Raw genomic sequence first — 13,702 nt, 5'->3', positions numbered from 1 at the left:
CGTGCAAGCTGTATGAAAGTCAACGACCGGGCGGCCGCCCGTTCCCGAGGCCGCCGCACCCAGGCCGAGCGCACCGCCGCGACGCGCGCTCAATTGATCGGTGCTGCCCGGAAGTTGTTCGCGGACAGGGGGTTCGGCGAGGTATCGACACAGGCCATCGTTTCGGCCGCCGGCGTCACCCGGGGTGCGCTCTACCACCAGTTCGAGGACAAGGCCGGCCTGTTCGCGGCGGTGTACGAAGAGATCGAGCACGAGGTGGTCACCGACATCGTCCGCGAGATCGGCGAAGGCCGATCACCGGATCCGCTGGCGGCCATGCGGCTGGGGGCGCGCCGGTTCCTCGACGCCTGCGCCGCCCCGGACGTGCAGCAGATCGTGCTGATCGACGCCCCCGCGGTGCTCGGCTGGGACCGCTGGCGCGAGGTCGGCATGAAGTACGGTCTCGGCGTGATCGAAGGCATGCTCGCACACGCCGTCGCCGAGGGTGCCATACCCGAACAGCCGCTGCGCGCCACGGCGCACGTCTTGCTCGGCGCGCTCGACGAGGCTGCACTGTATGTATCGCGGGCGGCCGATCGCAAGCGCGCGCGTCGTGACATGGACGCCGTCTGTGACCGCCTGCTCGACGGGATCGCCGGCGGCGGTGGCTGACTGGCTGCGCTCACGCCCGTCGCGGCTTCTGCTGTGGGCCGCGCTGCTGATGTGCCTATTCCTCGGCGTGGGCGTCGTGCTGCTGACCGGCCCCCAGCCCCCGGGCCAGCCCGCCGAAGCGCTCGGCGACGACGCGGCCGCGACGCAGGTCGTGACGGCAGCCAGGCGGGTCGTCGCCGCCGCGCAGCTGCGACAGCCGGCGGCAGGATATGCGTACTTGTCGTGCAGTTCTGGCGACAACCCGCCCTATCAGGCCGTGCTGCACATGCGTTTCGCTGTACCGCAACGTGATTCGGAGCAATACCTCGACCGAGTCGCGGCCGACCTGATAGCCGACGGATGGGCGATGGCCGCGACGGAAGCCGAACATTTCGGGGTCAAGCTCACCACCGCGAACCTCACCGCGGTGCTCGAGCGCGAACCCTCGGTGCCCGAGTCGGCCACCATCAGGCTCTACGGTCCGTGTCTTGTCATGGGCGACCACCGTCACGACGATCCGGTGTGGACCGACTTGGCCTTCTGAACCAGATCAGCAGTCCGCCGGATATGTTTCGCAGTACGGGATCGTGCCCGGGAAGCGGTGGCGGTGCTCGGCGACATACCGGTAGACGGCTTCCTGGAGCGCTCGCACGCCGGGAATGCGGTACACGAGAAGCGGCAGCCGGGTGCCGAGCGCGGCCGCCACGGCCGCATTCATCGCCTCCGCTCCCGCGAAAACGTCGCCGCTGGCGTCATGCCAACGCGCCGCATCGAGAATCTGCGATTCCGGGATACCCAAACGTTCCGCGACACCGTCGCTCTGCAGAGTCGCGGTTCCCAGCTTTTTCGTCCGGTTCAGTTTCACGATGAAGTACACCGCGCGGGTACACATGCCACAGTTGCCGTCGAAGAACAAGGTCCCAGCCATATCTTCATTGTCGGCCATGCTCCGGCTTGCCGGTCGGCGAAGGGGGCACACTGGGGTCGTGGAATTGGTGACGCTCGAAGACATCGAGCAGGCGGCCGCCCGCATTCGCGCGTTCGTCCTGCGCACACCGCTGCTCCCGGCGCCGTGGGCCGACGACGACGACCGGCCGTTGTGGGTCAAGCCCGAGAACCTGCAGTCGGTCGGGGCGTTCAAGGTCCGCGGTGCGTTCAACGCGATCGGTCACCTCGATGAGTCCGTGCGCACCAGGGGAGTGGTGGCCTATTCGAGTGGAAACCACGCCCAGGCAGTGGCATATGCGGCGGCCGTGTACGCGGTCCCGGCCCACATCGTGATGCCGGAGGAGACGCCGGCCGTGAAGGTGGCGGCCACCCGCCGGCACGGGGCGCGGGTGGTGTTATGCGATGCGGGACAACGGGAGCGGGTCGCCGCCGAGGTCGCCGAGGAGACGGGCGGCGTGCTGATACCGCCGTTCGACCATCCCGACATCATCGCCGGGCAGGGCACGATCGGGCTGGAGATCGCCGAGGATCTGCCGACGGTCGATGCGGTGCTGGTCCCCGTCAGCGGCGGCGGCCTCGCCTCGGGGATCGGGACTGCAATCAAGGCGCTGTGCCCCAACGCCCACGTCATCGGCGTGGAACCCGAACTCGCGGGCGACACCGCGCAGAGCCTACGCGCCGGACACCGGGTCGACTGGTCCGTTCAGGACCGCAACCGCACCATCGCCGACGGGCTGCGCTCGCAGCCCTCCGAGTTGACCTTCGCCCATCTCGAGCGTGTGCTCGATGACGTCGTCACCGTGACAGAGAACGAAATCCGGTTGGCAGTGCGCGAGTTGGCCGAGTGTGCGCACTTGGTGAGCGAGCCCAGCGGAGCGGTGGCGCTGGCCGCCTACCGTCACGGTGACACTCCGTCGGGCCGGACGGTGATGATCCTTTCCGGCGGCAACATCGAGACCACATTGCTCCGGGAGATACTGGCCCTGTAGCCGTCGTCCAGAGGTCAGTGCACGCCCTCCATGTGGCGGCTGATCCACGGGGCCAGAGCGAACACCGTCGCCCCGGCCGCCACCGCGACCGCGCCGATGACGCCGAAGTAGGCGAACTCACGGGTGGGGTCGTAGTAGCCGGCCAGCACCCCCGACATCGCGGTGCCGATGCCGACGGAGAAGAAATACAGCGCCATCATCTGGGCCCGAAATGCCTCGGGCGCAAGCTTCGTGGTGGCCGACAGGCCGATCGGTGACAGCATCAACTCGCTGATCGCGAACACCGCCATGACGCCGACGATGTACAGCGCGGGCACCGCCCTGCCGGTCGTACCCGCCATCGGAAGGAACAGCAGGAACGCCGACCCCATCCCGATCACGCCGTACGCGAACTTCCGCGGGGTGGTGGGCGCGCGACTGCCGAGCCGCGTCCACACCGCCGCGAACAGGGGCGAAAGCGCGATGATCCACACCGGCTCGATCGACCCGATCCAACTCGACGGCGCGGTCCACCCGAGAATCGACCAGTTCATCCGCTCGTCGGAGTAGACCGCGAGCACGGTGAAGATCTGCTGGAACAGCGACCAGAACACCGCGTTGGCCACGAACAGCGGGATGAACGCACGGACCCTGGTGCGCTCTACGGCCGTCACCTTGGCACTGGTCAGCATCACCACGAAGTAGGCCACCGATGCGGCGGTGATGACACCGGTCGTGACCTGCGACAGATTCGACAACGTCACCGCTCTGGTCGCGAACGCCACGACGATCGCCGCGATCGCGGTCAGCATTATCGCAGCCGCGCGTCCGAACCTGCTGGGCGGCAACGGGTTCGGTACATTGCGGCCGTGGTCGCCGAGATTGCGCCGAAACACCGCGTACTGCGTCAGCCCGAGCGCCATTCCGACGGCGGCCGCGCCGAATCCGTAGTGGAAGCCGACGTGGGTCTGCAACAACCCCGTGATGAGTGGCCCCGTGAAGGCCCCGAGGTTGATGCCGAGATAGAACAGCGTGAACCCGCCGTCGCAACGGGGGTCGCCCTTGCCGTAGAGCGTGCCGAGCAAGGACGACGCGTTGGCCTTCAGCGCACCCGAACCCAGGGCGACCAGCACCAGGCCCGCGGCCACTCCCGGCAGCCCCGGCACGACCGCGAGGGCGATGTGTCCCCACATCACCACCACACCGCCGAAGAAAACGGTGCGCTCCATGCCCAGTACGCGGTCGGCGATCCATCCGCCGAGCACCGTCGACAGGTAGACCAGGCCACCGTAGGCGCCGACGATGCCGGTGGCTGTGCTCTGCGGCAGCGCGAGACCGCCGTCGGTGACCGAGTAGTAGAGGTAGTACCCCAGGATGGTCAGCATCCCGTAGAAGGAGAAGCGCTCCCACAGCTCCACTCCGAACAGATTCGCCAGCCCGATCGGGTGCCCGAACGCCGTGCGGCCGCTGGGCCCGGCCTCGGTCTGCTCGACTCCTGCCATGGGACTTCACCCTGCCACGGCCGCACGCGCCCCGCCCCCGATCGTGAGCAAACCGCGGCAAAGAGGTGCGGCCTGTGCTTGCAGGAGGTTCAAGCGGCACAGCATATTTCGGCTCGAACGATGACAGGTACATCCGCTCGCCGGTTGCCGCCCCGAGAAGGCGCCGGGCCGCCGTGCTGTTACCGTCGCCCCGGAAAGTGGACGTCCGAAGGGATGCGAGTGGACACCGTACTGGGCTTATCGGTGACACCGTCTGCCGTCGGCCTTGTCCTTGTCGAAGGACGGGACGCCGACGGCGCAACCGTCGACCGCGACACCATCGAAATTCTGCCCGCACGACGGTCTTCACCGCTTCAGAGTTCCGATGAGGCGGCGGCGGCGGTACTGCGCGCCGAGGCGCTGGCCACCGAGCGCGGCCACCGGTTACACACCATCGGCGTGACCTGGAGCGAGGATGCCGAACTCGAGGCTTCGCTGCTGCTCAGATCGTTGAGCGAATGCGGTTTCGCCAACGTGGTGCCGGTTCAGTTGCCGGAGGCGTCGGAGGCGCTGGCATGGGGCGTCGCCGATGCGATCGGCAACGAGGTCACGGCGGTCTGCGTGATCGGATGCGACACCGTCATCGCTCTGGTGGTGCATACACGAGAAGGCGCCGTGCAGACCGCGGTCAACCGCTCGATCGACAGCGAAGAATCGTTGATCCGCTGGCTGAACGCCGTGTTCGCCAAGGCCGACTGGCGCCCCGAGGCGCTGATCCTGGTCGGATCGGGCGGCGATCCGGACGCCCTCATGCCCCGGCTGGAAACCGTGCTGTCGGTGCCGGTGTTCGCGGCGGCGGAGGCCGAACTGGCGCTCGCCCGCGGTGCCGCGCTGGCGTCGGCGCACAGCAACGAATCGGTGTTCGCCGCCGAACAACCCCTCGATCACATGGGCGGGCATCGCCGACGTCAGACGACCCATGCCGGCCCGTTGGTCGTTCTGACCGTCGGGGTGGTCACCTTCGTGGCGTCGGTTTCGGCCGCGATCAGCATGCAATGGGGGCCGGGAAAGGGCACGGTACCCGCCGCGCCGAGCCCGGCGGCCAAAACGTCGCCCGATATCGCGGCAGCACCGGTCCCTCGTTCGGCAACTCCGCCCGTGCCTGCCGCTTTGCCCGCGCCCCCACCGGCCGAGCTCTCGCCGCCACCCGAGCAGCCTTCTGCCGTAACCGTCGAGGTACCGGCGGCTCCGGAGAGCCCGCCGCCGACCGCTCCGGCTCCTGAAGCGCCGATCGTGACCGTCCCGGGGGCACCGGCGCTACCGCCGGAGTCGATGGCTCCGGGTCTGGTACCCGCCCAGCCCACCCCGGTGCCCCAGCGCCGGGGGTTCCTGCAGCGGATCAGGGATCGGATCGCGGGTATCGGCGACCAGGATCCTGCGCTGCAGCCGCCGGCGCCAGGTGTGCCTCCCGCCGATCCCGCCCTCGCTCCGCCGCCCCCGGAGGCGATTCCCGCCGCTTCGGCGGGACCCGCTCAGCCACCGGTCGAGCCGCCGCCGCTGCTGCCACCGCCGTGACGGCGCGTGAAACGATCTGAGCAGCACTCTCGATATCCGCTGTGAGAGCCGCACCCGGCTGCGCTTCGACATGCGCGCTCGGGTGCGACTTGCGGATGCCGGGATGACTCGCCGAGACGAATTAGGATGACAGTGTGCTGAAGCTTCGAAATCTGCTCGCGGTGGCGAGCCTTGCGGTGCTCACCGTGACTTTCGCCCCGCCCGCCGGTGCGGGCATCGCGACGCAGATCGAGGCAGCCACGATCCAGCCGGCTGGGCAGACCGTTGGGGTGGCCCATCCGATCACGGTGACGTTCGACCGGGCGATCGATGACCGGACGGCCGCCGAGCGGACCGTCGGCATCTCCTCGCCGGCCCAGCCCCTCGGAAACCCTCCCGGAAGTTTCACCTGGCTCGGCGATCGGGTGTTGCAGTGGACTCCGGCCCAGTTCTGGCCGGCGCATTCGACGATCACGGTCACGGCGGGTAACACCAAGGCGAGCTTCCAGACCGGCGCCGCGGTACTGGGCGTCGCCGACATCGGTGCCCACACGTTCACCGTCAGCATCGACGGCGAGGTCGCGCGCGAAATGCCCGCCTCGATGGGCAAACCGAAGTACCCGACGCCGACCGGCTCGTTCACCGTGCTCGAGAAGCAGAATCCGGTCGTCATGGATTCTCGCACCATCGGCATCCCGTTGGACGATCCCGAGGGCTACAAGCTGACCGTCTACGACGCGGTCCGTATCAACTGGGGTGGGGTGTACATCCACAGCGCACCGTGGTCGACGGGGTCGCAAGGCTACGAGAACGTGAGCCACGGCTGCATCAACCTCAGCCCGGACAACGCCGACTGGTACTACAACACCGTGAGCATCGGCGACCCGGTCGTCGTGCAGTACTAGCCGGCGGCTACGCCGACCGGGTTTTGGGCGTAGAGATTTTTCACGGTCGGCGAGTTCTCCACGGTGATCGGGTCGGGGTAGGTGCCGAGCACCCGGTCGGCGGTCCCGGAACTGGTCACGGTGAACCAGTAGTGCTCGTTCTTGAAGTGGTGGTTCCGATGGTTACGCCAGACCGCCCGGTAGAGCGAGGTTCTGGGCTTGTAGTCGCTGTGGATCAGGTAATGCATCCACTCGTAAGCCAGCCCGATCGTCCCGATGCACACGAGATAAGTCAGCCCCATACCCAACCGCGGGAACGCCAAGAAGCCGACTGCCACCGTCACCGGCAGCACCCAGGTGGCCAACGACTTCCACGGGATGAAGATCAGCGGGACGCTGCGCGGATCGCTGTGGTGTGCGCGATGCTCACGGGCCAGCAGCGGGTCGATCGTGAACGGCCCCAGCCGCTTCGGGCGCCAGTGCAGGACGAAGACGTGAACGATCCACTCGAAGAACGGAAACAGCGCGAGCATCACCACCGGGACGATGGCATCGGTGATCTGCCAGTCACCGACGGCGATACGGGCCGCCAGCGCTGCCACAAGGGTGGAGCCGATCATCCAGGGGGAGGGGTGTTTCCAGAACTCGCGCCGGGCGTGAGCGAGGGTGAACCCCTTGCGCGCACCGCGCGCGGACGTCGTCGTCACTGGTCCTCCATATCGTCGAGGGCGCCCAGAAGGGCCGTGGTCGCTGGTTCGAGAAGCTCTTGGGCGGCCCGTCGGGCCCGCGGCGGATCGCCGGCGGTAATGGCGTCGGCCAGCTCCCGGTAGGCCTGTGGCCTGCCGACCTCGTCGGCCATCACGGCCGCCAGCGCGGGCAGCGCGGGTTCGTAGGTGGCCCGCAGCGTGTTGTACATGAGCCGGAACGCGATCGAGTCGGCGCCGTCGACGATGCGATCCCAGAACGCCAGGGCGTGCCGTTGTCGTTCGACCGCATCGTCCTCGGTGGCCAGCGCCCGTAGCACCTCCTCGAGCGCGTCGGCCAGCCCCGGGCCGCCGCGTCCGGCGGCCAACTCGGCGACCTTGGGTCCGTTGTGCAGCCGCGTCTCCAGGATGCTGCGCACGACAGACAGGTCGAGTTCGCCGGCCCGGATCAGCAGGCGCGGCAGCAAATCCAGGCCCGCGTAGCGGCGGAAGTCACGTACCGTGGTCGCCTCACCCTGGCGTACGTCGACCAGACCGACGGCGGTGAGTCGCTTGAGCGCCTCCCGCACGGCGGGCCGCGAGACTCCCAGGACCTCGGCCAACCTGCGCTCGCTGGGCAGCGACTCGCCGGGTTGCATCCCCCCGCTCAGCACTTCGTCCGCGATCTGCTCGAACACGTCTTCGGGCACGGAGCGGCGGTTCACCGGTTGCAGGGCCATGCGGCCAGGGTGTCACTCGATAGGCCAGAGGTCAAGTGGTCTGACCAATAGCTGTCAGCCCGTGAGCCGTGCTTTCATCATCTCGGCCACCGTCAGCGTCGCGTTCAGCGGACGCACCATCACGGTGAGCTCGGCGATCGCACCGTCCTCGTCGAACCGGAGGAAATCGCAACCCTCGATCTCCTTGTCGCCGACCTTCGCCTGGAAGACCAGCGCATGGTCACGTGCGTCGGCCGCTCCGATCTCGCGGACATAGCGAAAGTCTTCGAAGACCTCCAGTACGGCCGCGAGGATCGGCCGCAGCGCATCCCGTCCCACGTAGGGCGTGAATACCACAGGACTGCGAAACACGACGTCATCGCGACACATCGCCATGACGGCATCGAGATCGGCCGCTTCGACCGCTCGGCGAAAGGCGTGTATCACCGTCGCTCAGCAGTCGGCTTCGATGCGGAACGTGGCGGTGACCGGGTTGCTCGGGTTGTCGGCGAACGAGCCGTCGGCCGATCCGGTGATCGTGAACTTGCCTCCGGTGCTCTTCACCTCGGCCGCACCGATGTTGTCTTGCCAGAAATTGCCCGTGAAGCCGCCGATATCGTGGAAGGTGACCGATTCGACGGTCACGACGTCTCCGGTGCCGATGTTGGCCGTGAAGCCGTTGCCCTTGTCGGGGGTTTCGATGGTCCAAAACCATCCGGACTGAATGCACCGCACCGCATGTGGACCGCCGGTGCTTTGGCCGTTGATCGTCACCTTCGCGGTTGTTCCGCCGAGCGCGGCGGGAGGCGTCGAGCAGCCCGCGGCCCCGGCGACCAGCATGACGGCGGCCGCCGCAACGAGTCGGTTGTCCATGACGCCAGACTCTATTGATGTTCACGCCTGCACATGCGCAGAACAGCACTCTTGCCGACCGCTTTTCACCGCAAGGCGGTCGCGGTGGCCTCGTCGGCGGGCAGGAATGCCTCGATCGAGAGCTCGGCGGCGGTGAGGTCGAGTGCGGTGCCGAACGTCGTCACGGTGGACAGGAAAGTCAGCAACCGCCCATCCGAGGTGTATAGCTCGAGCGGCACGGCCACCCCGCCCAAATCGACTGAGGCGCCGGAACCGCCGGGGTAGGAATCGATCTCGGTCAGCAGCGAGGCCAGTTCGGCCGATCCGCTGACGGCCACTTGGCGGCGCAGCCGCTCGACGAGGTGGCGCCGCCACTGGCCGAGGTTGCGGATGCGAGGCGCCAGCCCGGCTGGGTGCAGCGCGATGCGCAGCGCGTTGGGCGCTTCGAGTAGTTCCGGTGCGACGCCGTCGAGCAGCACGCCCGCACCCGCATTGGTCCGTACGATCTGCCAGCCGCGGTCGACCACCACGCAGGGAAACGGGTTGTAGGCGCCCAGGACTCGCTCGATGCCCACCTGGATCGCTGCCATATCGGGGTCATCGAGCGGTCGCTCGGGATACACCGGGGCCAGGCCCGCCGCCAGCAGCAGCTGATTCTGTTCGCGTCGCGGCACGTCGAGAACGTCGGCCAGCCGCAGCACCATCGCCCGGCTCGGTGTGGAGCGGCCCGTCTCGACGAAGCTGACGTGGCGGGGCGACACCGCGGCCGCGATGGCGAGGTCGAGCTGGCTGAGCCGGCGGCGACGGCGCCACTCCTTCAGCAGCGCGCCGAACGTCTGCGCCTGCACCGCTGCAGAGGTCACGGCCCTCAGTGTGGCCCATCGGGGACGGACGCAACCACTACCTCGCAGGTAATTGCAACGGTTACCTCGTGGCGGCAGCGTTGGAGGTGACCATCGAACAGAGGCAGAAATCATGGGGACTGTCCTTCCGGCGCCGATCCCGCGGTGGTTGCGGTTCGTGCTGATCTCCGACCGCGCCGGATCCGCGTGGTATATCGGCGCCGGTTTCTTCTTCGCGCCGGTGCTGGCCGTGCTGTCGCCATGGCCGACGGTCACCGCCGTCCTCTGGGCGGTCCTCGGACTGTTCGGGTTGTGGCTCGGGCTACTCGGCATCGCGATGGTGACCGGTCTGGCGATTGTGTTGAAGTCGAACGCCGAGATACCGGAGGAATACTGGCGCTCGATCATCGACTACTGAGCGAACGGCTTGCTGGCTTCCGCGGCACTGAACTCGTGACACCGCATTGAGGGCCCGGACGGGACGGGCTGAAGGAATGGTCTGCCCCCGATGGGCAACCTCCAGCCCGATCTCGCGAACAAGACCCGACTTGGTAGTCGATCCCGTCCGGGAAGAACGACGACACCCGTGGGCTCCCTAGGCGGTCAGCTTCACCGACGCAGTTGCCTGTACGACGCGAATGATGACCTCGCCGGGGTAGTGCTGAAGGTGCGTCTCAGCCGCGTCGGCGCAGCTGCCTGCGATCACCACGCGCGAGGTTCGAGCTCCACCCGTGTGGCTGATGACCGTGAAGTGATCGTGTATCGAATTGTTCTCTCTCATCGAATGTTTCCTCTCTTGGACGAGACGACGAATTCGATGATGTAGGTTCTTGGAGCCTTGACGGGTCCGCCGATCGGCCTTTCATGCGGGGGAGGGCGGGTCCACCGATCGGCGGATCCCCACGTTGCGCTCGGGCAACTATCTGCGGGCCGCTCCGGTACCGGCGTAGTCGACCTGCCAGTGCTTGATGCCGTTGAGCCAGCCCGACCGAAGTCGCTCGGGCTCGGCGAGCGGCCGCAGGTTGGGCATCTCGTCGGCGATCGCGTTGAAGATCAGGTCGATTGTCATCCGGGCCAGATTGGCGCCGATGCAGTAGTGCGCGCCCGTACCGCCGAATCCCACGTGCGGATTGGGATCTCGCAGGATGTTGAACGTGTAGGGATCGTCGAAGACCTCTTCGTCGAAGTTGGCCGACCGGTAAAACATGACGACCCGGTCATCCTTCTTGATTTGCACGCCGGACAGTTCGGTGTCCTCGAGCGCGGTGCGCTGGAACGACGTGACCGGGGTAGCCCAGCGGACGATCTCGTCGGCGGCGGTGACCGGGCGTTGCTTCTTGAAAAGCTCCCACTGGTCCCGAAATTCGGTGAACGCCATCATGCCCTGGGTGATGGAGTTCCGCGTGGTCTCGTTGCCCGCCACCGCAAGCAGGATGACGAAGAACCCGAACTCGTCGTCGGTGAGCTTGTGTCCTTCGACGTCGGCTTGCACCAGCTTGGTGACCAGGTCGCCGCCCGGGTTCTTGCCACGCTCCGCGGCCATCTGCATGCCGTATGAGATCAGCTCGACCGATGCGGCGGTCGGGTCGTTACGGGAGTACTCCGGATCCTGATCGCCGACCAACTGATTCGACCAGTCGAACAGCTTCATCCGGTCTTCCTGCGGCACGCCCATCAGCCCGGCGATCGCCTGCAGCGGAAGCTCGCACGACACCTGCTCGACGAAGTCGCCCGAGCCCTCGGCGGCGGCTGCCTTGACGATGCCGGCCGCACGCTCGCGAAGTTCGTTGCGCAACGACTCGACGGCACGCGGGGTGAAGGCCCGCGACACGATCTTGCGTAGATGCGTGTGGTGCGGAGCGTCCTGGTTGAGCAGCACGACCTTGCCGGCCTCGATCGACGCGGGGTCGGCCTCGTCGCGGTACCGCGGCAGCGCGGTCTTCTTGTTGCTGGAGAAGACGTCGCTGCGCCGCGAGATCTCCTTGACGTCCTTGTGCTTGGTCACCACCCAGAAGCCGCTGTCGCCGAACGCCAGATTTCCCCTCGACTGTTCGTTCCACCAGACGGGTGCGACCTTGCGCATCTCGGCGAGCTCGGCGATGGGCAGGCGCTCGGCGTAGATATCGGGATCGGTGAAATCGAAGCCGGGCGGAAGGTTCGGAGTCGGCATGGCTGCATCCCTCGCATGACGTGGTCTAGTGCCCTCTCCGCATTGCTACACCACAGCTGGGGGCGGGTGAGGCGGGTTCGGTAAAGTCCGATGAAAAGCGAAGTGGAACGTGTTCCGTACGCCGGGGTCATTAGCCTCTTCGTCACGACGAGCACACCTGTAACAATTCTGCGACACTGCTCGAAGCAAAAGTGACGCCGTCGAAGCACCGCGACGGCAACCCGGAAAGGGGCACCGGTGAGGATCGTCATCAACCCGAAGCAGCTTTCGCTGCTGGGAGCGGCAATCGCCGCGGCGCTGGTGGCCGCTGCGCCGCAGGCACTGGCCGACCCCGCCACGCCCGCGCCTCCGCCGCCGCCCGCCGATGCCGCGCCGGTGGTGGCGGCCGCAGCCCCGGCACCCGCGCAACTGCCGGCGCCCCCGGCAACCGCTTCCGGCGAAACGCCGGCAGCTGCGACGCAGGGTGTTTCCCACCTGCCGAGCCCGGAGGCTTTGCCGCCGGGAACCACCATGGACCCGAGCGTGAAGGGCCACGAGGGCCCCAACGTCAGCTATCTCAAGGATCTGTGGCAGGCCGTACGGAACCAGGAGATCAGCGGTAAGGAAGCGCTGATCATGGGGCTCGCGCAGCGCGGGATGAACACGCCCTATCCGGATCAGGCGCCGGGCCCGAACGTTCCGATCTCCCCGGCAGACCCCGCTCCCGCCTCACCCTCGCCCGCGCCGCCGCCGCACTAGCGGCAGACTCGTTCCAAAAGCGAGCGCACCGTTTTGACGTGCGACGCCTCGATCGTCGCCCACAGCGCGCGGGCGATCGGCCTGTCGTGACGCACAAACGTCGCGAACAGCAATCGGTGTTCCTGGCGGCGCAACAACAGTTCGCCGGGCATTCCGATTCGCGAGTGTGCACCGAGCAGCACGAAGTCGTCATCGCTTGCCCGGACGTCCCATCCGAGGATTGATGAGTCAGCTCCGGGGAACCGCAGCTTGAGTCCGATGGCCGACCATGCCGAGAGCAGTTGCATCCGCGCGGGGAGTGGAGCGCCCTCCAATATCGCGCGCATCCACTGTTCGGCGCCGCGGTCGTGCGACCGCGCGACGTCGACCTCGAACGCGTCAACATAGTCGATGCGGCCGAGTGTGGTCGGCGTCCGGGGCGCAGTCGCGGAGGCGACCTGGCGAACGTGGTTGCCGGGCCTTTCGGTGTACGTCATCGGTGCCTGCTTTCGGTTCGTCACATCGCGCTCGACCGGCGGCGCCATAGATGGCCGATGTCGCGCAACATCAGCGGGTAGACGATCAGATGCCGGAATGGCCCAGGGACGCGAGACGTGCGCGGTTACCTCGAGCCGTTCGCCACCAAACATACATTACTGTATGCTTGAATCACCAACGGTGTCAAGGTCGTATCGAGGGAGGTTCATGGTCGCCCAGACCCGCACACCGCGGACCCTATGGATCGACACCGGTCTGGCGGCACTCGCAGCGGGTGGGCCCGACGCGGTGCGGGTGGACCTGCTGGCGAAAGCCTTGGGAGTCACGCGCGGCGGCTTCTATTGGCACTTCGCCAACCGGCAGGCCTTCCTCGAGGCGCTGCTGGAGTCGTGGGAGCACCGGAGCACCGACGACGTGCTCGACCGGGTGGAGTCCGAAGGCGGCGACGCCAGGGCCAAGGTGCGCAAGGCCGGCATGCTCACGTTCTCCAAGGAGCTGTTACCGGTCGACCTCGCGGTGCGTGACTGGGCCCGCCGCGACCGGGCGGTGGCCAAACGGCTGCGCCGCGTCGACAACCGCCGGATGGCATATCTGCGGGCTCTGATCGGCACGTTCGTCGACGACCCCGACGGCATCGAGGCCCGCGCCATGCTCGCGTTCTCGCTGGCGATCGGGAGCCCCTTCATCGCCGCCGACCATGGGGACCTGAGCCGACGCGAGGTGCTGGACCGAGCCACGCAGTTCCTCACCGAGTGA

At 67.3% G+C, this 13,702-nt stretch carries 17 protein-coding genes; 8 read left to right on the top strand and 9 right to left on the bottom strand.

The window, feature by feature from the left end; all coding sequences use genetic code 11:
- Positions 1–12: 12 nt before the first annotated feature.
- Together QGN32_RS23570 and QGN32_RS23565 are read left to right on the top strand one after the other, a co-directional pair.
- Positions 13–651: a TetR/AcrR family transcriptional regulator gene (locus QGN32_RS23570; protein ID WP_326546560.1), complete on the top strand. Its 639-nt coding sequence runs from the start codon at positions 13–15 to the stop codon at positions 649–651.
- Positions 644–1,174: a lipoprotein LppJ family protein gene (locus tag QGN32_RS23565; RefSeq protein ID WP_326546559.1), complete on the top strand. Its 531-nt coding sequence runs from the start codon at positions 644–646 to the stop codon at positions 1,172–1,174. Before QGN32_RS23570 ends, QGN32_RS23565 begins: the two co-directional genes overlap by 8 nt.
- 6 nt (positions 1,175–1,180) lie before the next feature.
- Here the strand turns inward: QGN32_RS23565 and QGN32_RS23560 are convergent, their stop codons facing one another.
- Entirely contained in the window at positions 1,181–1,558 is a 378-nt protein-coding gene (locus tag QGN32_RS23560) for a thiol-disulfide oxidoreductase DCC family protein (RefSeq protein ID WP_326546558.1), read from the bottom strand.
- A gap of 58 nt (positions 1,559–1,616) precedes the next feature.
- Here QGN32_RS23560 and QGN32_RS23555 point away from each other — a divergent pair, with 58 nt between their 5' ends.
- Positions 1,617–2,567 carry a threonine ammonia-lyase gene (locus QGN32_RS23555; protein WP_326546557.1) on the top strand — a complete coding sequence of 317 codons (951 nt, stop codon included), beginning with the start codon at positions 1,617–1,619 and terminating at the stop codon, positions 2,565–2,567.
- Positions 2,568–2,581: 14 nt separating this feature from the next.
- Here the strand turns inward: QGN32_RS23555 and QGN32_RS23550 are convergent, their stop codons facing one another.
- Entirely contained in the window at positions 2,582–4,048 is a 1,467-nt protein-coding gene (locus QGN32_RS23550; protein WP_326546556.1) for a peptide MFS transporter, read from the bottom strand.
- A gap of 219 nt (positions 4,049–4,267) precedes the next feature.
- Between QGN32_RS23550 and QGN32_RS23545 the strand changes: the two genes are divergently transcribed.
- Together QGN32_RS23545 and QGN32_RS23540 are read left to right on the top strand one after the other, a co-directional pair.
- On the top strand, positions 4,268–5,602 hold the full coding sequence (locus QGN32_RS23545; protein ID WP_326546555.1) for a DUF7159 family protein: 1,335 nt from the start codon (positions 4,268–4,270) through the stop codon (positions 5,600–5,602).
- A gap of 134 nt (positions 5,603–5,736) precedes the next feature.
- Entirely contained in the window at positions 5,737–6,486 is a 750-nt protein-coding gene (locus QGN32_RS23540; RefSeq protein ID WP_326546554.1) for a L,D-transpeptidase, read from the top strand.
- Here QGN32_RS23540 and QGN32_RS23535 read toward each other — a convergent pair.
- The 5 genes from QGN32_RS23535 to QGN32_RS23515 form a co-directional block, all read right to left on the bottom strand.
- A complete protein-coding gene (locus QGN32_RS23535; RefSeq protein WP_326546553.1) occupies positions 6,483–7,172 on the bottom strand; it encodes a sterol desaturase family protein in 690 nt (229 codons plus the stop codon). The genes QGN32_RS23540 and QGN32_RS23535 overlap by 4 nt on opposite strands.
- Positions 7,169–7,888: a FadR/GntR family transcriptional regulator gene (locus QGN32_RS23530; RefSeq protein ID WP_326546552.1), complete on the bottom strand. Its 720-nt coding sequence runs from the start codon at positions 7,886–7,888 to the stop codon at positions 7,169–7,171. The genes QGN32_RS23535 and QGN32_RS23530 overlap by 4 nt, the downstream gene beginning before the upstream one ends.
- A 54-nt stretch (positions 7,889–7,942) precedes the next feature.
- The gene (locus QGN32_RS23525; protein ID WP_326546551.1) at positions 7,943–8,314 is read right to left on the bottom strand and encodes a nuclear transport factor 2 family protein; all 372 of its coding nucleotides are present in this window, start codon (positions 8,312–8,314) and stop codon (positions 7,943–7,945) included.
- Positions 8,315–8,320: 6 nt separating this feature from the next.
- Positions 8,321–8,740: a lipoprotein LpqH gene (locus QGN32_RS23520; protein ID WP_326546550.1), complete on the bottom strand. Its 420-nt coding sequence runs from the start codon at positions 8,738–8,740 to the stop codon at positions 8,321–8,323.
- A 65-nt stretch (positions 8,741–8,805) separates the two neighbouring features.
- Positions 8,806–9,582, bottom strand: coding sequence for a helix-turn-helix domain-containing protein (locus QGN32_RS23515; protein ID WP_326546549.1), 777 nt, complete (start codon positions 9,580–9,582; stop codon positions 8,806–8,808).
- Between the two features lie 112 nt (positions 9,583–9,694).
- Between QGN32_RS23515 and QGN32_RS23510 the strand changes: the two genes are divergently transcribed.
- On the top strand, positions 9,695–9,979 hold the full coding sequence (locus tag QGN32_RS23510; RefSeq protein ID WP_326546548.1) for a hypothetical protein: 285 nt from the start codon (positions 9,695–9,697) through the stop codon (positions 9,977–9,979).
- Positions 9,980–10,480: 501 nt separating this feature from the next.
- On the opposite strand, the gene QGN32_RS23505 is transcribed toward QGN32_RS23510, so the two are convergent.
- The gene (locus QGN32_RS23505; protein ID WP_326546547.1) at positions 10,481–11,731 is read right to left on the bottom strand and encodes a cytochrome P450; all 1,251 of its coding nucleotides are present in this window, start codon (positions 11,729–11,731) and stop codon (positions 10,481–10,483) included.
- A 237-nt stretch (positions 11,732–11,968) separates the two neighbouring features.
- Between QGN32_RS23505 and QGN32_RS23500 the strand changes: the two genes are divergently transcribed.
- Positions 11,969–12,469, top strand: a complete 501-nt coding sequence (locus QGN32_RS23500; protein ID WP_326546546.1) for a hypothetical protein — start codon at positions 11,969–11,971, stop codon at positions 12,467–12,469.
- Here QGN32_RS23500 and QGN32_RS23495 read toward each other — a convergent pair.
- Positions 12,466–12,945 (bottom strand): hypothetical protein, encoded by a 480-nt coding sequence (locus QGN32_RS23495; RefSeq protein WP_326546545.1) that lies wholly within the window; start codon positions 12,943–12,945, stop codon positions 12,466–12,468. The two genes, QGN32_RS23500 and QGN32_RS23495, sit on opposite strands and share 4 nt — an antisense overlap.
- A gap of 208 nt (positions 12,946–13,153) precedes the next feature.
- Here QGN32_RS23495 and QGN32_RS23490 point away from each other — a divergent pair, with 208 nt between their 5' ends.
- Positions 13,154–13,702, top strand: a complete 549-nt coding sequence (locus QGN32_RS23490) for a TetR/AcrR family transcriptional regulator (RefSeq protein WP_326546544.1) — start codon at positions 13,154–13,156, stop codon at positions 13,700–13,702.

Origin of the sequence: Mycolicibacterium sp. ND9-15, from assembly GCF_035918395.1 — a bacterium.
In the GTDB taxonomy this organism is placed as follows: domain Bacteria; phylum Actinomycetota; class Actinomycetes; order Mycobacteriales; family Mycobacteriaceae; genus Mycobacterium.
Note: the sequence above shows the minus strand (reverse complement) of the source record. Positions and strands in the feature narration are given on the sequence as shown.